The following is a 19,044-nucleotide window of genomic DNA, read 5'->3' as shown; positions in this document are numbered from 1 at the left end:
AAGCAATTTTAACCGTTACCTGATCGGATACGACATGCTCGACGCTCCACACAAGAATCAGCTGCGTTTCCTGATGCTGTGCATCATTTGGGGAAGCACATGGATTGGCACGAAGGCGGGTATCGAAATCGTCCCGCCTCTGGTGTTTGCAGGAACACGCTTTACGGCAGCTGGCGCTTTGCTGCTGCTTTATGCTTTGGCAAAAGGAGAGACAGCGCGGTTCCAGATCAAGGACGGCCTCCGCCTTGGGGCGGTGAGCATCCTGATGATTATTCTTTGCTACGGTCCGCTGCTTTGGGGCATGCAATATATTGAAACCGGCACCGCGGCCGTATTGGAAATGTCGCTGACGCCGATCGCTCTTCTGTGCTTCGCCCTCATGCTGCGTGAAGAGACGCTGGATGTGAGGCGTATCCTAGCCATAGCACTGGGGGTGGCTGGCTTGGTGGTGTTGTTCTGGCCCGCGACATCATCAGGTGCGACACCTCAGCCGGAAGCCTTCCAGGGGGCGGGCCTGTTTGGAGGTCTGGCTGTCGCTTCAGCAGCCTTTACCTATGGATACGGATCGGTTTTGGCTCGGCCTCTGCTCCGCGCATATCCAGCATTGCTGCTGGCAGGAATAACGACCTTGATAGGCGGGCTTGGTCTGCTCGTCATCGCGCTGATCTTCGAGCCCGGCGCGCTTTCGGCGCTCTCAGGAAACTGGGGATTGATCGGCTGGGTGAGCTGGCTTTTCCTGGTCATCTTCGGTTCGCTGATTGGATACACGACCTACATGCGGCTTTTGCGAGATGTCGGCGCCTCGAGAGCAGGCAGCTACGCGTTCGTATCGCCGGTGATCGCGGTTGCACTGGGAGCAGCGTTCTTTGCCGAAAAAGTTACTTTGCTAGACGTCGTCGGCATAATCGTCATGCTGAGTGGCGCCTACCTTGCAATGGCGGATGCCCCAAAGTCAGAAGAAGTAGTTTGTGAGACTTGAGCCACGGTGGCCGACGGCAAGCTCCGGCCTACTGCTCAGTAACATCGTGGCAATGCACCGCCCCAGGGCCCCAACTGGTCCCTGCCGTTTAGATCAACCAATCAAGCGATTTGCGGAGGCGCGTGGGAGTATCATGATCGAAATATTGACCATGGCTGAAAATCACCCGCTTCGGTTCAAGTGCCACGAGTTGCCGGGCTGCTGCCTTTGCCGGCTCACCCTTCAAGCGTACGACAGCCCTCAAATAAATCGGCGCGCGGTCGCGGGCACCGATAACTTTCGAAAACGGGCGCATCACGGAAGACTGATGATGATCCTCGAGATTCTGGATGAGATCCGTCACGACGAGGCTCCGACTTTTCAGGTGAAAAAAACAGACCTCACAAAAACCACCGATCCCCGGGACCTGGATCTGATCGATGTCCGGCGCGAAGTGCGCCAGGGATTTGGCTCCGAGGTCGCCATGCCATGGAATGCAGGCCTTTTTAACTTGGCGACGCTGCCTCAAACCGGGCGCTGCCCATGTCAGCGCGTCGGGGACGCGACCTTTCCAGTCCTTGACGAAACTCCAGTGCGCGCTGTTCGGCGCCACGATATGCCGGATGGGGCCAAGGCTTTCGATCGTTTCCCGCAGGCTGGGATCGTAGCGTGTCGGCGAATGGAGGACGATACCACCGTCTTCCAACTGCATCACCGTCATGCGAACGGGCAAAGGGATTGCTCCGACAGCATGGAGCGGCCCGCTGTCGACGATCCAGATGCCGTCGGCTACTGGCTTTAGGACGTCGAGTGGCGCGTAGGTCGTCATGCGGTTATCCGGAGTGAGGGAGGATGAGGGGTCTGCTTTAATTGCGTGCGCAGGACTTCGGTCTCTAACGCCATCGGCCACGACGGCTGTTTCGGCCATAGGTGTTTGCCAAAGCGATGAGACCAATGGCTACGGCTGCAGTGGCAGCCACCGCACCCAGCGCCAATCGCTGTTTCCCGGACCGCAATCCGCCGTCAATGCCGCCGGGCCGCGACGACGAAGCGTAGAGATTGCCATCGGTGACGGGAGTTGGATCGGCTTGCTTGAAGTAGGTCGTAATGAACCAGTTCATGAACCGCGCGCTCAAGGTCGGAGCAAAGAAATGTCCAAAGCGTATGAGGTCGGCCGTGGCACCCACTGTTGTTGTCGCCTTTGGACGCCGGGCTACTCTGACGACAGCATCGGCGACCTTGCGCGCGTCGTAGACAGGCGGCGGAGCCGAAAGTTGGCGGCCTGTGTAGTTGGCCCCATGGCTGATCCCCGGCGTATCGATGAACGCCGGGTAGATATCGCAGATATGGATGTTCGGATACTCCGCCAGCTCCCCCCTTAGCGCTTCCGAAAATCCTTTTAATCCGAATTTGCTGGCGCTGTAGGCGGTGGCATAAGGTGCGGCCGCAAATCCGCCCAGTGAGATCATGTTGATGAATATTCCGCGATCCTGCTTCAGGAAAATCGGCAGGACTGCGTGAGCATCGTTCATATGACCGATAAGATTTGCACGGATCACCTGCTCGTGGGCCTCGATCGGCGTGTCCTGGAATTTGCCGACAGCACCGACGCCGACATTGCTGACCCAGACGTCGATTGCCCCGAAGCTCAGCGCGGCCTCGGCGAGTGCCTTGACCTGATCGGCATTGGTAACATCGGTGGGCACGACCAGGACATCGGCGCCCAACCCGCGGCACGTCTTTGCAACAGCTTGAAGTGCGGCCGCATTACGGGCCGCAATCACGAGCCTGGCGCCGGTACGCGCGAAGGTTTCAGCGGTGGCTTGCCCGATCCCGCTGGACGCTCCGGTGATCACCACCACTTCTGACTGCTTCTTCATTATGATCTCCGATTTCATTTTCAAAGAATTCGATGGTCAGGCCTTGGTCGCCGAGGCGGTCCTGCATGATCGCGGCCATGGCATCGAGGAAAGCCTCGATGCCATACTTGGCTTCGAAGCGGCGACATGCTTCCTTGAGGGCTTTGGCATCAGCGTCCATCATTCTTACGCCGTCAGGACCACCTTGATGCAGTTATCCTTCTTGTCACGGAAGGTTTCATAGAGTGCAGGTCCATCTTCGAGCTTTGCCCGATGCGTAATGATGAAAGTCGGGTCGATTTCACCTTCCTCGATGCGGCGAAGCAGATCGAGTGAGTAACGGTTGACGTGGGTCTGGCCGGTTCGGATTGTCAGGCCTTTGTTGATCGCAGCGCCAAAGGGGATTTTGTCGAGAAAGCCGCCATAGACGCCTGGGACAGAAACGATCCCGCCGGGGCGGCAGGCCATGATCGCCGTGCGCAAAGCGTGGGGTCGGTCCGTCCCAAGCAGCGTTGCGGCTTTCACCTTGTCGACGATAGCGTCGAAAGACGCTGTCGCATGCGACTCAGCACTAACAGCGTCGATGCACTTGTCCGCACCATGGCCGCCGGTCATGTCCTTGAGAATGTCCAGGATATTGTCGTCAACCTCGTCGAAGTTGATGACCTCGGCTCCGGCTTGCTGCGCCAGCGCCAGACGCTCGGGAACGTTGTCGATAGCAATAACACGAGCGGCACCCTGCATCAGCGCACTCTTGATACAGAACTGTCCGACCGGACCACAGCCCCAGATGGCGACGATGTCTGTCGGTTCGATCTCGCAATTGGCTGCTGCCATCCATCCAGTCGGGAAAATGTCACCAAGGAACAGAGCCTGCTCGTCGGTCATGCCATTAGGGATAACGATCGGCGAGACGTCGGCATAGGGAACGCGTACATATTCTGCCTGCCCGCCGGCATAGGCACCGGTCAGGTGCGAATATCCGAAGAGGCCTGCGGTCGAGTAGCCGAACGCCTTGGTCGCATTATCGGCAGTGCGATTGGTGCGCTCGCAGACCGACCAGTTGCCCTTGAGGCACTGCTTGCATTCACCGCAGGAGATGGTGAACGGCACCACGACGCGGTCACCAACCTTGAGTTTCTTGTTGTCACGCCCCACCTCGACGACTTCTCCCATGAATTCGTGGCCGAGCACGTCACCCTTTTCCATGAACGGAATATAGCCGTCCATGAGATGCAGATCCGAGCCGCAGATCGCGCAAGCGGTCATCTTGATGATGACGTCACGCCCATCTTCGATAATCGGATCCGGGACACTATCGCAGCGTATGTCGCCCTTGCCGTGCCAGCACAGTGCTTTCACCGAATTTCTCCTTGACGTGAGAGTATGTTCAGTTTGTCGCCGCAGTCCCTTCCGCGCGGATCTGCGTGGTCATCGTCAGGACGAGGGCAAGGACGCCAAGGAGGTAGACCGGCCAGCGGCTATCGGCCGGAAAGTCAAACAGCCAGGGCGAGATTAGCATTGCGATGCCGAAAAGCGCATCAAGCAGAAGGTGGAAACGGATCCTCAGGAAACGTACGGCGCCGAGTTCATAGTCAGTCAGAAGGCTGTAGAGGATTAGCGCAAGGCCGAGGACGATAAGCACCAGACGAGGACTGCCGCTAAGGTCTAGGAAAAACGGAAGCCCGATAACTAAAAGGCCGACGATATAGTCGGCGATACCATGAAGCATGGTCGGTATAAAGCGCATACCTTCTCCCCCACCTGGTTTTTGATTTTTATAAACCACGACAATGGGCAATAGTTCCCATCAGTCAGGAGGAGGAGCACAAAAGCCGAAGCACCCGGAAGCAGTGTCGGTACCGCATCTCCGTGAAGAGAGGAAAGGAGCTGTCATCTCATCTGTCCGCTAACGACGCGGGTCGACCAATGCAGACGGACCAGAAATTCGAAAGCTTCATGGAGGATAACGCTATGGTCCCTCGGTGCAACATCGCATGCCAGGGCTCACGACTGTCCCAAGGTCGAGTTGATCAACCTGTTTTGCGTGATTTCAGCTCCTTGGCAACAGACTTCTTCAATGCGTCCATGATGTTTACGACGTTGCTCTTTTCCTCTTCATCATCCTTCGTGGATTTCGAAGTCCTGGCCTTCAACGGCTTCTTGGCTTTCTTCTTATCGGCAATGAGTTTCAGCAAGCTTTCCTGGATCGGATCGGACACCATCTCCGGCGACCAGTCCTTCAGCCTTTTCTTGATGACAGCTTCAATCGCTGACACGTTTTTGGCGTCCGACTTTTTGTCTATGCCGGTAAAATATTCGCTTTCCGGCCGCACTTCATCTCCGAAGCGAAGGGTCCACACGACGATTCCTTCGCCGCGCGGCTCCAGCACGACCGCTCGTTCGCGGCGACCCAGCACGACACGTGAGATGCCAACAACATCCTCCGCCTCCATAGCCTGGCGGATGACCGCGAAAGCTTCGTCGCCAATTTTGTCGTTTGTGGTGAGGTAGTACGGGGTTTCGAGATAGACCCATTCGATGCTGCCACGCGGCACGAATTTTTCGATGTCAATTGTGCGGACCGTCTCCAGCTCGACGGATTCCAGATCCTCGTCGGTCAGGAGCACGTAATCGTTTTCGCCGCGCTCGTAGCCCTTTGCCTCGTGGTCATCCTTCACGGGCTTGCCGCTCACGCTGTCCACGTACTGGGAAACCACGCGGTTTCCGGTATCCTTGTTGAGAGTATGGAAGCGGACTTTTTCGGATTCCGATGTGGCCGGGGTCATTGCTACAGGGCAGGTGACGAGCGAGAGCTTGAGGTAGCCTCTCCAATATGGGCGACGTGGTGCCATCGATCAGCTCGCTTTCTTAGCTGCGGGTTTTGCCCGGCTCTTGGTAGACTTGGAAGCCGTGGCCTTCTTGCCTGAGTTGGCGTTGGCGGCCTTCGGCTTGCTTGCCGACGGCTTATCCATGCCAGCGCTCTCGCGCAGAGCCTTGAGCAGGTCGTTTGGCTTGGAAACCTTTATAGGCTTCGGCTTCGGAAGGGTCTTTCCCTCCGCCTTTGCCTTCACCAGCGCAGCGAGGGCATCCTCGTAGCGATCATCGAATTTTGCCGGGTCGAAGTCGCCTTTCTTCGTGGTGATGATGTGCTTGGCAAGATCGAGCATCTCGGCTTCGGCCTTGACCTTTGCCACGTCTTTGAAGACTTCCTCTGAAGGACGGACTTCGTAGTCATAGTTGAGGGTCGTAGCGATCATCCCCTTACCATGCGCCCGGATCAGGACTGTTCGCATCCGGCGGAAGAGCACAGTGCGAGCAATCGCTGTGGCACTGGTCTTGCTCAGGGCATCCCGTATGCTGGTGAAAGCGTCATGATCGGCTTCGTCGACCGGGACCAGATAGTAGGGCTTGTCGAAATAGACGTCATCGATCTCCCCACACGGGATGAAGGCTTCAGCCTCCAGCATCTTGTCGGAATCGAGAACGACCGCCGCGATCTCATCAGGGTCGATCATGATGTAGTCGCCGTTGCCCGTCTCGAAGCCCTTTACCTGTTGATCTCGTTCCACGACTTCCTCGGTCTCACTGTCGATGAACTCGCGTTTCAGGCGGTTTCCGGTGCTTTCATTGATCATATGGAAGCTGATCCGCTCGGATGTCGAGGCGGCCGTGTAGAGGCCAACGGCACAACTGAGTTCACCGATCTTCAGGTGACCTTTCCACTGAGCGCGATGTGCTGCCATTTCCGTCCCTCCAAGTCCATTTCGGAGGAAACTAAAAGCCGCCTGCTTGGTTCCGGCGCTTTTGTTGGACTGGATCATGTCAATCGGGGCGAAGGGTCAATGTGGCAGTTTCAACGCCATGTCTGAAATACGTGTCACCGAACAGGGTGGTCGTGAAACCACTGGGGGGCCAACAGCGTTCGGTAAGGTATTGCGTTAGGATGACAAGCCATGAGCGACAATCTCTCAACTTACCGCGGCAAGCGTGATTTCAAAAAGACCGCCGAACCCAGCGGACAGGCGAAGGTCAGTGCGTCAAACCGTCGTCGGTTCGTGATCCAGAAGCATGACGCGACGCGGCTGCACTACGACCTTCGGCTGGAGCTGGACGGAGTGTTCAAGTCTTGGGCTGTGACAAGAGGTCCCTCTCTCGATCCGGGCGACAAGCGCCTTGCGGTTGAAGTGGAAGATCATCCGCTCGACTACGGAGATTTTGAAGGCACCATCCCCAAAGGCCAGTACGGCGGCGGGACGGTCATGCTTTGGGATCGCGGCTATTGGGAGCCGGAGGGAAAGAAGACGCCGGAAGAGGCGCTCGCCAAGGGTGATTTCAAGTTCACGCTTGAGGGCGATCGGCTCCATGGCAGCTTCGTGCTCGTCCGCATGCGGCATGATCGCGATGGCGGCAAACGCACAAATTGGCTGCTGATCAAGCATCATGACGAGTTTTCGGTCGAAGAGAACGGGGCCGCGGTTCTTGAGGAGAACGATACATCGGTAGCGTCCGGCCGGACAATGGAAGCTATCGCATCCGGCAAAGGTAAAAAGCCAAAACCCTTCATGCTGCAGAGCGGCGCGCTCGAAGCGGATGCGGTGTGGGACAGCAATCACGGTCTTGCTGCCGAAGAGCGCAAGGCCGGGTCAAAGACAGCCGCCAAGTCAGCGAAGAAGCCCGCCGCCGCCAAACGCGCCAAATCCTCGATGCCGGACTTTGTCGCGCCGCAGCTTTGCGAGACGCTGTCGCGTCCGCCATCTGCAAATGGCTGGATCCATGAAATCAAGTTCGACGGTTATCGCATCCAGATGCGGGTTGAAGACGGTGAGGTCACCCTGAAGACCCGCAAGGGCCTGGACTGGACCGCGAAATGGTCTGCGATTGCTGCGTCGGCATCCAAGCTTCCCGATTGCATCATTGATGGTGAGATCTGTGCCCTTGACGAAAACGGCGCGCCTGATTTTGCTGCCCTGCAAGCGGCGCTATCGGAAGGCAAGACCGGCGACCTCGTCTTTTTCGCCTTCGATCTGCTTTTTGCCGGGAACGAAGACCTTCGGGAGCTTCCTTTGACCAAGCGAAAGGAGACGCTTGAAGGCTTTCTCTCGGATGCGGGGGGCGATCCTCTTCTCCGCTTCGTCGAGCATTTTGAGACCGGAGGCGATGCGGTGCTGAAGTCTGCTTGCCGCCTGTCTCTGGAAGGCATCGTCTCAAAAAAGGCCAACGCGCCCTATAGGTCTGGCCGCACCGAGACCTGGGCCAAGTCGAAATGCCGCGCCGGCCATGAAGTGGTTATCGGCGCCTATGCCAAGACCAACGGCAAGTTCCGATCGCTGCTGGTCGGCGTTAATCGCGGTAACCACTTCGTCTATGTCGGCCGGGTCGGCACGGGGTATGGCGCAAAGGTCGTCGAGGGGCTCTTGCCGAAGCTGCAGGAGATGGAGACCCCGAAGTCACCATTCACAGGCATCGGTGCGCCGAAGAAATCTTCCGACATCGTCTGGCTCAAACCCGAATTGGTCGCCGAAATCGAGTTCGCTGGCTGGACGGGTGATGGCCAGGTTCGACAGGCGGCGTTCAAGGGCTTGCGGGAAGACAAGCCGGCTGAGGAGGTGGAGGCTGAGAAGCCGGCGTCCCCGGTCGAAAACGAAGTACTGGATCCAGAAACTGACAAGCCGGCGCCACGGAAGTTTGGCAAGGGCGCGAAGGTGGAGGTGATGGGCGTTATGATCTCGAGTCCCGACAAGCCGCTTTGGCCGGATGCCGGTGACAAGGAACCGGTGACCAAGCTCGACCTGGCCCGATATCATGAAGCGGTGGGGCCATGGTTGATCGACCATATCAAGGGCCGACCCTGCTCGATCATCCGAACCCCAGACGGGATTGGCGGTGAGCAGTTCTTCCAGCGTCATGCCATGCCGGGGACATCCAACCTGCTTGAGCTCGTCACCGTCTTTGGCGACAAGAAGCCCTATCTGCAGATTGATCGTGTCGAGGGACTGGCTGCGATTGCCCAGATCGGCGGGGTCGAGCTTCATCCCTGGAACTGCGAGCCCAACCAGCCGGAAGTGCCGGGACGGCTGGTCTTCGACCTTGATCCTGGTCCGGATGTTGAATTCTCCACCGTCGTCGAGGCCGCACGAGAAATCCGTGACCGCCTAGAAGACCTGGGGCTTGTAAGCTTCTGCAAGACGACCGGAGGAAAGGGCCTGCATGTCGTCACGCCCTTGGCCGTGCCGAAGGGCAAGAAACTCAGCTGGGATGAGGCGAAAGGCTTCGCGCACGACGTCTGTCAGGATATGGCGCGCGACAATCCAGAGCTCTACCTCATCAAGATGGCCAAGAACCGACGCAATGGCCGCATCTTCCTAGACTATTTGCGCAACGACCGGATGGCGACGGCGGTCGCGCCATTGTCGCCGCGCGCACGTCCGGGCGCAACCGTATCGATGCCGCTCAACTGGAGCCAGGTGAAAACGGACCTGGATCCCAAACGGTTCACGATCCGCACTGTGCCCGAGCTGTTGAAGAAGAGCACGGCATGGCAAGATTACTGTGACGGGCAAAGACCTCTGGAACAGGCCATCAAGCGGCTGGCAAAATCGCGAAAGGCGGCGGCTTGAGTATGGCTACAAGCGATTGAGCGATGGATAGAGATACCGAGCCACCCGTCGGAGCAACGACTGACCTTCCTCATGATCGCATCACGGTTCAACGGTTTCGTGAGTCGTTCCCCCGTGCCCGGTGGAGCGACAGACTGAACGCCTGGTTTGTGCCCGGGCGCACTGCCGGCGAGCGCATTGGACGCTGACTCGCGGAGATGGAAGCGGAGGCCGACGCATTTGAAAAGGGCAGGGATGCGTTCGCCTTCGAGCCGATCGAAAGCCGCTATCTCGAAGCTGCCCCATCCGGTTTGCAAATCCGGACGCCCTATTCGCGCACGGTCGTCACCGAAATCCGGGAAATTCCATTGGCGCGCTGGGATGCCGATAGCCGCCTATGGACAGTCCCTTACCGGTCAATGGAGGACTTGCGACGGCGATGGCCGGCGATCGAAGCGGCGGCCGAGCGTAACGAGCCCCATGTGCGAAAGGCGCTACGTGAGGCTTTGAAAGGCACCGAGGAGGAGCGGGCCGCCAAGGCGAGAGCCAGTGAGCGCCGGCGAATACGCTATCCCGTACCGGTCGATGACATGCCCCCGTTTGAGCGCGCAATCGGTACGCATGCAGGTGTCGTTATCTTCACCGAAACGCAGGGCGAGCTGGCAGATCCGGAAATTGTGACCGCGGTCTATTTTCAGCCGCCATCGGATGAGGAGTATGTCTGGGCGGCTTGGCGGCCAGGGTCCCTTGAGGAACTGGTCACGACCTGGCCAGCCCGAACGCCGCCGGGCGAGCGGGAAGCGGCTCGCGGCTGGTGGGTGCCGAATCTGGACGAACTTCGGGTTGCACGGCAGAAGGCCAGATCGAAACGGCGCGCGGACCAACGGCGGCAGGGAGATTAGGTTTGATTGTGAACGCCATTGAGCGGGGATAGGCGATGACCCAGATGGAAAGGTTTCAGGGGCTTCCACCTGTGGAGCCACACGAGATGATCGGACTGTGGACGGGCCGGGGTATTCCGTCCGGCCACCCTCTGGACGGCGTGCTCGAAAATCTCGGCTGGTTTGGCAAGCGGTTCTCGGCTCAGATGCGTGCCGATGCGCTGCTGTTCCGTGGAGGGGAAAAACGCCTTGTCGCCATCAATCCAGCCTTTATCCCACTTCGGCTTGCACTAAGTTTCCACAAGCTCGGAAGGACCCGAGCCGCAAGCAACCTGTTTTCCTATCTGCTGCGCCGACTCAAAGCCAAGGGTCCGGTAGCGTCTTTGAAAGTCATGCCATTTCAGGGGGTGACAAGTGCTGCGATGGCCTATGACACCCAGCCCATCGTCGATCATTTCCGCAAGGTCGACGATGATCGCCTCATGGGAGCCATGGTGATCGAAGGCGACGAGCGCGTCTATTTCTTCGAGCTCGAGCGCGTTGAAGAGGTGTGAATCTACGCGGCAGGCCCGGCCTGCCGCATCAGGCTGTTGCTTATCGAATATGCGGGTCGCTGTTGCGCTTGCTGCTGTGGGCGACAAAACTGCCGATTTCCGGCGCGAGCAGATCGTGCCGCTCAGCGAACGCGACAAAAACCGCGCGGGCCGTCTGCGCTACCTTCTGCCAGAGATCATCCCGGCGTTCGGACTGCGCCATCCGCTCGTCGAGCTTGAACTTCATCATGAAGAACGCCTCATCGATGTCGTCGCGCAGGGATGCGATGCCGGCATCCGGTTGAGCAAGACCGTCCCGGGCGACATTATCGGCGTGCGGGTCGGCAAGCCACTCCGCTGGATCGCCGTAGCGTCGCCCGCCTACATCGAGCAACGCGGCCGCCCCGAGCATCCGACCGATCTCATGGATTACCGCTGCATCCGCATGGATCCGATCCAAAGACCTTGATCGATCAAGCATGGTCGATCTGCACGATAGCGAATTCTCTCAATCATGGCGTCCCGACCAGGCTAGACGTGGCCTGATTGCTGGAGCGCAATGATCCGTTGCGCGAAGGCGCTGATCGTCGATGGAAGCCCGCCAATAGCGGGCCAGCATCACCTTGACGGAGCGGTTGCTGAGCTTTCACCGTTATTCTTGTATTCGCTCGGCGAGCAGGGAAAAGCTTCCGAGATTTGGCCCGCCCCGGTGAATTGGGACGGGCCACCGTTGTCTGTTTAGAAGTCCATGCCGGCGCCGGCGGGCAGGGCTGGAGCGGCGTCCTTCTTCGGCTTCTCTGCTATCATCGCTTCTGTCGTGACCAGCAGGCCGGCGACCGAGGCAGCGTCCTGCAGGGCGGTTCGCACCACCTTGGCCGGGTCAATGACGCCTTGAGCGTAGAGATCACCATACTCACCTGTCTGGGCGTTCCAGCCGAAGGAAAGGTCAGTCTTTTCGCGCAGCTTGCCGACGACGATCGAACCTTCGGCCCCTGCATTCTCGGCGATCTGGCGAGCGGGCGCCTCGATCGCCCGGCGGACGATGTCGATCCCAACCCGCTGATCGTCGTTGGCTGTCGGCAGACCGTCCAGCGCCTTCACAGCGCGCAGCAGGGCAACACCGCCGCCCGGCAGGATGCCCTCTTCGACAGCGGCACGGGTCGCATGAAGGGCGTCATCGACGCGATCCTTCTTCTCCTTCACCTCGACTTCGGTCGATCCGCCGACACGGATGACAGCAACGCCGCCGGCGAGCTTGGCAAGACGTTCCTGCAGCTTGTCACGGTCGTAGTCTGAGGTGGTCTCCTCGATCTGGGCGCGGATTTGCGCGACGCGGCTATCGATCTCGCCCTTGGAGCCGACCCCATCGATGATGGTGGTGTTTTCCTTCTCGATCGCTACCTTCTTGGCGCGACCAAGCATCTCGAGAGTGACATTTTCGAGCTTGATGCCGACGTCTTCGGAAATCACCGTGCCGCCGGTGAGGATGGCGATGTCTTCCAGCATGGCCTTGCGGCGGTCGCCGAAGCCAGGAGCCTTGACGGCGGCGATCTTCAGGCCGCCACGAAGCTTGTTGACGACGAGGGTCGCGAGCGCTTCGCCTTCGACGTCTTCAGCAATTATCAGCAGAGGCTTGCCGGACTTCACCACGGCTTCCAGCACCGGCAGCATTGCCTGGAGATTGGAGAGCTTTTTCTCATGGACGAGGATATACGGCTCTTCGAGTTCGACCCGCATCTTGTCCTGGTTGGTGACGAAATAGGGGCTTAGATAACCGCGGTCAAACTGCATGCCTTCGACGACTTCGAGTTCGGTTTCGGCGGTCTTGGCTTCCTCGACAGTGATGACGCCTTCGTTGCCGACCTTTTCCATCGCTTCGGCCAGATACTTGCCGATCTCCTCGTCGCCATTGGCCGAGATGGTTCCGACCTGGGCGATTTCGGAATTGCTGGTGATCTTGCGGGCGTTGGCCTTCAGTTCCTTGACCACCGCATCGACGGCAATGTCTATCCCGCGCTTCAGGTCCATCGGGTTCATGCCGGAGGCAACAGCCTTGGCACCTTCTTTGACGATCGCCTGGGCAAGAACGGTCGCCGTGGTGGTGCCGTCGCCGGCAAGGTCATTGGTCTTCGATGCCACTTCGCGCAGCATCTGGGCGCCCATGTTCTCGAACTTGTCTTCCAGCTCGATTTCCTTGGCAACCGACACACCGTCCTTGGTAATGCGCGGCGCGCCGAACGACTTGTCGATTACGACGTTGCGGCCTTTCGGGCCAAGTGTAACTTTCACCGCGTTAGCGAGAACGTCGACCCCACGCAGCATGCGTTCACGGGCATCGGTGTTGAATTTGACTTCTTTCGCAGCCATTTGTTCACTCCTTCAATAGGCAGCTTTTTGACTGATGTACGCGCGGCCTTACGCTGCCCGCTTCTGCTCGGCCTGGGCTTCGATGATACCCATCACGTCACTTTCCTTCATGATCAGCAGGTCTTCGCCGTTGATCTTGATCTCGGTACCGGACCATTTGCCAAACAGGATGCGATCGCCGGCCTTGACGTCGAGCGCCTGGACCTGGCCAACGTCGTTCCGGGCGCCGGAGCCGACGGCGATGACTTCACCTTCCTGCGGCTTTTCCTTGGCGGTATCAGGGATGATAATCCCGCCCTTGGTCTTTTCTTCGGATTCGACCCGGCGGACGAGAATGCGATCATGTAGCGGTCTAAACGACATGTTTTCCTCCATGGACAAACAATGGTGACTTAGCTCTCCTGGCCGGATCGGATTGCCGCATCCGGCAGGATGCGAAACCTCCTTGAGCGTTTCGCGCGAAAAATTTATTTTCGAGATTTTCCGATTTCAAGAGGGTTCCGCAGAAAAATTAGCACTCGCGTGCGGCGGCTGCTAACATGCTGTAAAGGAACAATAAACGGCATTCGAAGTTGAAAAATTATTGATGCCGCAGCAGAGCTGCGTCATTCTTATGCCTGTCATGAAAAGGAGATGAAGCATGCAGTTTTCGTCGGATCTTGAGCGGCAGCTCAACGGTTATGGCCTTACCACAGCGCATATCCTCTATCGCATTCCCGACTTCGAAACCGTCCTCCAGACCTATGTCTGGCAGGACTACGACCTCGCTCCGGATTTCCCTGAAATGCGCAAATTCCTCGATTTCTGGCAGTCGTCCCTGGATGGGCCGCTGCATTCGGTTCGCTACAGTCATCAGCGGCTGATCGGGCCGAACGAATGGCGGTGTGTCGATGGTGAATTCAAGCTGCACTGAGGCTTGAATCTGATTTTGCCACTTCCTAGCTCACCCGGCGATCGGGGCTTGACGAGCCCGGTCGCTTGACCACGTCTGTATGGAGTGAGACCCGAATGGAAGAGAACATCAAAATCATCAAGAGTGCGAGCGTCCCGGAAAGGGAGGAGATCATCGTGGATTTCGCCCGGTGGCTTGAGACCACCTCACAGGAAGCGCTCGTCTATGGCGAAGGACGCTTTGCCGTGATGTCTGCGAACATGGCAGAAGCAATACGGGTCAATGCAGACGAACTTGCACGTGACAATCCGGAGGCGGCCGAGCGTGTCCTGCAGCAGGCCTGCGCCATGATATCGCAGTTCAAAGCTGCCTACCCTCATCGGATTCTCAGTCGGTCAATCCATTAAATCGAGGCACCAGGCGGATGGACTTCTCATGCTTCGCACCAATCATGCAAGCGCCTGGCCAAAGGCGATCGCTATGTCGTAGATGGGGGGCTCTTCTCATCGGTACCTGGAGATCATGCATTCACGGCGCCAATAGCGAGCGAGTGGTAAAAACGCCACTTTGACCTTGCCGCGCGATAGAATGTTGAAGCGCTGGTGCGGCTTCGAGAAGGGTGCAATTTTTTTCTGTCGCGGATCTTGAATCCGAAATTCGCCAAAACCAAATCGTTTGCCGCCAGCCGCTGATGAAGGGCTGGCATCGCCGGGAGCGCTACGTGTGGCATTCCCGTATCCATGTTGCTTCAAGGAGGATATGGCTATGGCAACATCTTTCGATTACGCACCTCTCTACCGCTCGAGCGTCGGCTTCGACCGGGTCTTCAATCTTTTGGAAAATGCCCAGCGTGGCCGCTCTACTAACGACTGGCCGCCCTACGACATCGTCAAGACCGACGACGACACCTACCGGATCTCGATCGCGGTGGCGGGCTTTGCCCGGGATGATCTCGACATCAGTTTCCAGTCCAATCTGCTGACTGTCACCGGCAAGAAGCAGGAGACTCCAACGGATGGCTACCTGCATCGTGGCATTGCCGGGCGTCCGTTCGAGCACCGCTTCGAACTTGCCGACCATGTCCGCGTGATTGGGGCGGATCTGAACAACGGGCTCCTGTCGATCGAGCTGATCCGTGAGATCCCTGAGGCTTTGAAGCCGCGGAAGATCACGATCCAGAGCACACCCGTTTTGACCTCGGTCGCTCCAGCGCAGATCGAGGCGCAAAAGGCGGCTTGATATCTACAATGATCCGCAAAATCAGGGCGCCGCTGGTACGGCGCCCGTCAACATTCGGGGTTGGAAAGGAGAGAGCAATGAAACCCGATATGTTCAGAAAACCTGTCACCATTCTTGTTGGCCTGGGCTTCCCGGCGGAAGTTCACAGTGTCATGGACGCCTACCGACACCTTGTCGAGTGGCCGGCCTCGTTCAGAGACACGGTACACACCGTTGCCATGAAAGCATGCCAGGCGGCGCTTCGCGGCGAGATCGAAGCGGAGACCGCGCGCGGCCTGTTCGCAGCCTTCGCAGAAAAACATGAGATTCTCGCCCCTGAGACGCCCGCGATCGCGGCTTCTCACATGCGGGGCGACCGCGGTCCCCACGTGCATTGAGGTGGTCTCAGTGAGAGACATCCGGTTGCAGCAGGTGGTCGACAGTGCAGTGACAATGGGGCCGACGGTTCTGATGCGAGGCATGCAGCTTCGACGGCCGATCGATGTTGTGAAAGCGTCATCTCTGTCGATCGATGATAAACGGACCATCCTTGCCGCATGGGCATCTGATTTCTATGCGGTCGACTCGGAGCCGGCGCTTCGGCAATTGCCCGGAACGCCAGAGCCTGTCCCGATCGACGAGATCCAGTCAGCCCTTGTCGAACTTGATGGGCGCTGAGCCGAAGATGTTTCGCGTTGGCTCGGCGACATTCTTCCTCGGTCGAAGGAAACGGGCCTCCCAGTTCAGGGATCCACTTGTCGGGTAATCACTAGGGTACTGAAATCTTACGTCGCTGCTTTGCGATGATCAAATAAAGCGGCAAGGGAACAATTTCGCACCCTTGCGTGTATGTCCAATCGCGACACATTCGCGCGCAAAAGGGGCGATGGTGATTTCAGCAGACAATTTAAACCTCCCCCAAGCTTCGGAATCAAGACGGCGCGTGTTGATCGCCGAGGATGAAATCCTTATCCGGATGGACATCGCAGACACGCTTCGTAAGCAAGGCTGGGAGGTCGTAGAAGCCGGAACGGCGGATGATGCCCTTGCCGTTCTGGCGCGAGACCAACAGTTCGAAATGGTGCTGACCGATGTTCATATGCCCGGTTCCCACACGGGCCTCGACCTGGCAAGGATGGTGAAACAGTCCTATCGGCACATCAAGGTTGCCGTCATGTCAGGACAGCATCGACCATCCGATGATGACCGACATCTGTTTGACCTGTTTCTGCAAAAGCCTGTTCCGAACATCGTAAGCGCGTTATCTCCGCTGGCAGGTAATATCGATGACTGAGGCGATAGCATCCGAAACGATCCTTCTGGTCGATGCCGATCCTCTCCAGCGCTCGACGGTCGGCCAATATTTGAGGGACTGTGGATACAGGGTCATTGAAGCGACTGATGCCGCAGAGGCAATCACTGCCCTGTCCCATCAAGGTATCGAGATTTTGGTGACAGACATTGCTTTACGGGATGAGCCCGGGTTTCAGCTTTCCGCCAAAGCCAGAGAAATTCGACCAAATCTCGAGGTGGTGGTGACACACTGGGCCGAGAGAACGGCCAAGATCGCGGGCGACCTTTGCGAAGACGGTCCGCTGGATCATCCCTATCACCCCCAACAGCTTGTCGAGCGCATCAAGCGATTGCGACGATCCTGACGGGGCAAGTGCCATAGCGTCAAATCTGCTAATGAATATGGTCTTGGTCGCTCCATTCCGTGTCGAGCGGCGCGGAGATTATGCAATTTACGCCCAAAACATCGTAGTTAAGAACGGCGTGACCCCGAAGATGACCAAATGACAGGGCTTCGATCAACCGGGATCCGAAGCCTTTGCGGCTCGGAGGCTGGACTTGTGGCCCCCCAGTTTCTTTCCACGACAGAGTGAGTTGCGCCTCTGTGGCCGAGACGTCCCATAACACTGTCACCTTTCCGGAAGTCACTCCCAAGGCACCGTATTTTGCGGCATTCGTGGCAAGCTCGTGCAATATCAGCGTTAGGGCGACAACGGCCTTGGGCGAGACGTCGACATCGGGCCCACTGATCTCGAATTGTTCGGGCGGATAGGGAGACAGCGCCTCGGTAACCGCCGCGCGAAGGCTGGCTGCTTTCCAACTCCCTTTCGTCAGCAGGTCGTGCGCTCTGGCCAGGCTTTGTAAGCGGGCGTCAAAGGTTGACCTTGCTGGTTCGACGTCCGGCAAGCCGGCAAACGTCTGACGGGCGATCGCGGCGACCGTCGCAAGGACGTTCTTTACACGATGGTTCAGTTCGCCGACCAGGAGGCCCTGAACGCGCTCAGCTTCTTTTCGGGCTGTAATATCGCGGGCAATTTTTGAAGCCCCGGCGATTTTGCCATCTGCGTCATAGATTGGTGAGACAGTCAAAGAAACGTCCAGGAGCCGTCCGCTGCTATGTCGCCGGACGGTCTCATGGGTTTCCACCCGTTCTCCCGCCTTGATGCGGGCGATGATGCGAGCCTCCTCGTCGATGCGGTCTTCTGGAACGAGGAGGGTGACCGACCGACCCACGATTTCGTCGGCGCAAAATCCATAGAGCTTTTCGGCGCCACTGTTCCAATCGGTAACCGTCATGGCAAGGTCGATTCCGAGAATTGCATCTTCCGACGAGGCGATGATTGACGCCAGGCGCTTGAGCTTCGCCTCGTACCCAATCCGTTCCGTCGTTTCGTTGACGATGCAAAGCACGGCAAGCACCTGGCCCTGTTCGTCGGAAACGGGTGAGTAGGATATATCGAAGTAGACTGTCTCCGGTACGCCATGCCGCTCGATATAAAACGGCCTGTCCTTGGCAACAACGGTCTCGCCACCTTCTCGAACTTTCAGCAAAAGCGGTTCCAGGTCGTCCCAAAGCTCGGCCCAGTTTTCCTTCGCCGGTCGCCCCAGCGCCGTGGGGTGCTTAGTCCCGATCGATGGGGCGTAGGCATCATTATAGATGGCAGTGAAATCATCACCGCAAAACATGACGATCTGGGCACCCGACGGAATGGCAATGTCAACCGCACACTTCAATTGGGGCGGCCACGACGACATGGGTCCGAGACTGGTGCTTGCCCAGTCGTGGTTGCGAATAATGTCAGCCATCGAGCCGTGATTGGGGGTGGCCGGACCGTGATTGTGCATTGAAAGCCCTCTCGCCCGCTATTTATTTGAAAGCTTCCGATCAGCAAGTCAACGCATTTCACGACAATTTTTTTGGCAGTTTCGAGCGTAAATCCCATTTGCTACATGGTGTTAGCTCAACAGACCGTCCGGGTGACGGATCGGGGATTGGATTACGCTCAGGCCATGGGTTGGATGGAGAACACTCGGCTCGCGGACCACATCCCTCAACACTCCTGGTCCGAAAACAATGGCGCTGGCCCGCGCAATATTCTCGTCAGACAGAAAACAGGCCGCCGAGGTTATTCGCGGGCGCTACAGCGCTTTAGACCCGATCGTATGTGAACGATGTCATGAGGCTTGTGACGAAATTGCTCGCCTTCTCTTTGACGAGAACCTCGGTCCACTCGTCGGTTCCCCGCAACATCAGCCCGGTGTAGATACTGTCGACGGCAGCCTAGCCGGGACGCCGGCACAACGATCGCACTGTACCTGCACGAGCTGATCACGAACGCCATATAGTATGGCGCGCTTTCGCACCCGGATGGGCACGTTGAACTTCTGTGGTCTTTTGCCACAAATTGCAATTCCGAGCTCTCTCTGAGCTGGACGGAAGTCGG

At 57.9% G+C, this 19,044-nt stretch carries 21 protein-coding genes and 1 pseudogene; 12 read left to right on the top strand and 10 right to left on the bottom strand.

Annotated features, from left to right (window positions below; all coding sequences use genetic code 11):
* Window positions 1-34: 34 nt before the first annotated feature.
* Window positions 35-979, top strand: a complete 945-nt coding sequence (locus ACQZ63_RS25610; protein ID WP_173998475.1) for a DMT family transporter — start codon at window positions 35-37, stop codon at window positions 977-979.
* Window positions 980-1,067: 88 nt separating this feature from the next.
* Here the strand turns inward: ACQZ63_RS25610 and ACQZ63_RS25605 are convergent, their stop codons facing one another.
* From ACQZ63_RS25605 to ku (ACQZ63_RS25575), 7 genes are all read right to left on the bottom strand, one after another.
* Window positions 1,068-1,787, bottom strand: a complete 720-nt coding sequence (locus tag ACQZ63_RS25605; RefSeq protein ID WP_173998477.1) for a DUF4336 domain-containing protein — start codon at window positions 1,785-1,787, stop codon at window positions 1,068-1,070.
* Window positions 1,788-1,851: 64 nt separating this feature from the next.
* Window positions 1,852-2,838, bottom strand: a complete 987-nt coding sequence (locus tag ACQZ63_RS25600) for an SDR family oxidoreductase (RefSeq protein ID WP_173998479.1) — start codon at window positions 2,836-2,838, stop codon at window positions 1,852-1,854.
* Entirely contained in the window at window positions 2,771-3,001 is a 231-nt protein-coding gene (locus ACQZ63_RS25595; protein ID WP_173998481.1) for a hypothetical protein, read from the bottom strand. Before ACQZ63_RS25595 ends, ACQZ63_RS25600 begins: the two co-directional genes overlap by 68 nt.
* Before the next feature lie 2 nt (window positions 3,002-3,003).
* Window positions 3,004-4,179, bottom strand: a complete 1,176-nt coding sequence (locus ACQZ63_RS25590) for an alcohol dehydrogenase catalytic domain-containing protein (RefSeq protein WP_173998483.1) — start codon at window positions 4,177-4,179, stop codon at window positions 3,004-3,006.
* 28 nt (window positions 4,180-4,207) lie between these two features.
* Window positions 4,208-4,567, bottom strand: coding sequence for an SPW repeat domain-containing protein (locus tag ACQZ63_RS25585; protein WP_013637234.1), 360 nt, complete (start codon window positions 4,565-4,567; stop codon window positions 4,208-4,210).
* Window positions 4,568-4,850: 283 nt separating this feature from the next.
* Window positions 4,851-5,672 carry a non-homologous end joining protein Ku gene (gene ku, locus ACQZ63_RS25580; RefSeq protein ID WP_173998485.1) on the bottom strand — a complete coding sequence of 274 codons (822 nt, stop codon included), beginning with the start codon at window positions 5,670-5,672 and terminating at the stop codon, window positions 4,851-4,853.
* A 3-nt stretch (window positions 5,673-5,675) separates the two neighbouring features.
* On the bottom strand, window positions 5,676-6,563 hold the full coding sequence (ku, locus tag ACQZ63_RS25575) for a non-homologous end joining protein Ku (RefSeq protein ID WP_173998487.1): 888 nt from the start codon (window positions 6,561-6,563) through the stop codon (window positions 5,676-5,678).
* Between the two features lie 210 nt (window positions 6,564-6,773).
* On the opposite strand from ku (ACQZ63_RS25575), the gene ligD reads away from it, so the two are divergent.
* The 4 genes and pseudogenes from ligD (at window position 6,774) to ACQZ63_RS25555 (ending at window position 11,299) form a co-directional block, all read left to right on the top strand.
* Entirely contained in the window at window positions 6,774-9,437 is a 2,664-nt protein-coding gene (ligD, locus tag ACQZ63_RS25570) for a DNA ligase D (RefSeq protein ID WP_173998489.1), read from the top strand.
* Window positions 9,438-9,460: 23 nt separating this feature from the next.
* Window positions 9,461-10,318: pseudogene (locus ACQZ63_RS25565) on the top strand (hypothetical protein).
* 35 nt (window positions 10,319-10,353) lie between these two features.
* Window positions 10,354-10,851: a DUF4334 domain-containing protein gene (locus tag ACQZ63_RS25560; protein WP_041694741.1), complete on the top strand. Its 498-nt coding sequence runs from the start codon at window positions 10,354-10,356 to the stop codon at window positions 10,849-10,851.
* A gap of 49 nt (window positions 10,852-10,900) precedes the next feature.
* A complete protein-coding gene (locus ACQZ63_RS25555; RefSeq protein WP_049790366.1) occupies window positions 10,901-11,299 on the top strand; it encodes a LysR substrate-binding domain-containing protein in 399 nt (132 codons plus the stop codon).
* 269 nt (window positions 11,300-11,568) lie between these two features.
* Here ACQZ63_RS25555 and groL read toward each other — a convergent pair whose 3' ends face one another.
* Window positions 11,569-13,197 (bottom strand): chaperonin GroEL, encoded by a 1,629-nt coding sequence (groL, locus tag ACQZ63_RS25550; RefSeq protein WP_013637242.1) that lies wholly within the window; start codon window positions 13,195-13,197, stop codon window positions 11,569-11,571.
* A gap of 48 nt (window positions 13,198-13,245) precedes the next feature.
* Entirely contained in the window at window positions 13,246-13,560 is a 315-nt protein-coding gene (gene groES, locus ACQZ63_RS25545; RefSeq protein ID WP_013637243.1) for a co-chaperone GroES, read from the bottom strand.
* Window positions 13,561-13,837: 277 nt separating this feature from the next.
* Between groES and ACQZ63_RS25540 the strand changes: the two genes are divergently transcribed.
* The 7 genes from ACQZ63_RS25540 (at window position 13,838) to ACQZ63_RS25510 (ending at window position 16,965) form a co-directional block, all read left to right on the top strand.
* Window positions 13,838-14,110, top strand: coding sequence for an usg protein (locus tag ACQZ63_RS25540; RefSeq protein ID WP_013637244.1), 273 nt, complete (start codon window positions 13,838-13,840; stop codon window positions 14,108-14,110).
* 95 nt (window positions 14,111-14,205) lie between these two features.
* On the top strand, window positions 14,206-14,496 hold the full coding sequence (locus ACQZ63_RS25535; RefSeq protein ID WP_111783373.1) for a hypothetical protein: 291 nt from the start codon (window positions 14,206-14,208) through the stop codon (window positions 14,494-14,496).
* 358 nt (window positions 14,497-14,854) lie between these two features.
* Window positions 14,855-15,328, top strand: a complete 474-nt coding sequence (locus ACQZ63_RS25530; RefSeq protein ID WP_013637246.1) for an Hsp20 family protein — start codon at window positions 14,855-14,857, stop codon at window positions 15,326-15,328.
* A 77-nt stretch (window positions 15,329-15,405) separates the two neighbouring features.
* On the top strand, window positions 15,406-15,705 hold the full coding sequence (locus tag ACQZ63_RS25525; RefSeq protein WP_013637247.1) for a DUF982 domain-containing protein: 300 nt from the start codon (window positions 15,406-15,408) through the stop codon (window positions 15,703-15,705).
* Between the two features lie 55 nt (window positions 15,706-15,760).
* On the top strand, window positions 15,761-15,985 hold the full coding sequence (locus tag ACQZ63_RS25520; RefSeq protein WP_049790405.1) for a hypothetical protein: 225 nt from the start codon (window positions 15,761-15,763) through the stop codon (window positions 15,983-15,985).
* Window positions 15,986-16,193: 208 nt separating this feature from the next.
* Window positions 16,194-16,601 (top strand): response regulator, encoded by a 408-nt coding sequence (locus tag ACQZ63_RS25515; protein WP_013637249.1) that lies wholly within the window; start codon window positions 16,194-16,196, stop codon window positions 16,599-16,601.
* Window positions 16,594-16,965 carry a response regulator gene (locus tag ACQZ63_RS25510; RefSeq protein WP_173998491.1) on the top strand — a complete coding sequence of 124 codons (372 nt, stop codon included), beginning with the start codon at window positions 16,594-16,596 and terminating at the stop codon, window positions 16,963-16,965. The genes ACQZ63_RS25515 and ACQZ63_RS25510 overlap by 8 nt, the downstream gene beginning before the upstream one ends.
* Before the next feature lie 28 nt (window positions 16,966-16,993).
* Here the strand turns inward: ACQZ63_RS25510 and ACQZ63_RS25505 are convergent, their stop codons facing one another.
* Window positions 16,994-18,445, bottom strand: a complete 1,452-nt coding sequence (locus ACQZ63_RS25505) for a sensor histidine kinase (protein WP_173998493.1) — start codon at window positions 18,443-18,445, stop codon at window positions 16,994-16,996.
* Window positions 18,446-19,044 lie beyond the last annotated feature (599 nt).

This window comes from Agrobacterium sp. CG160-95, assembly GCF_053521725.1.
Note: the sequence above shows the minus strand (reverse complement) of the source record. Positions and strands in the feature narration are given on the sequence as shown.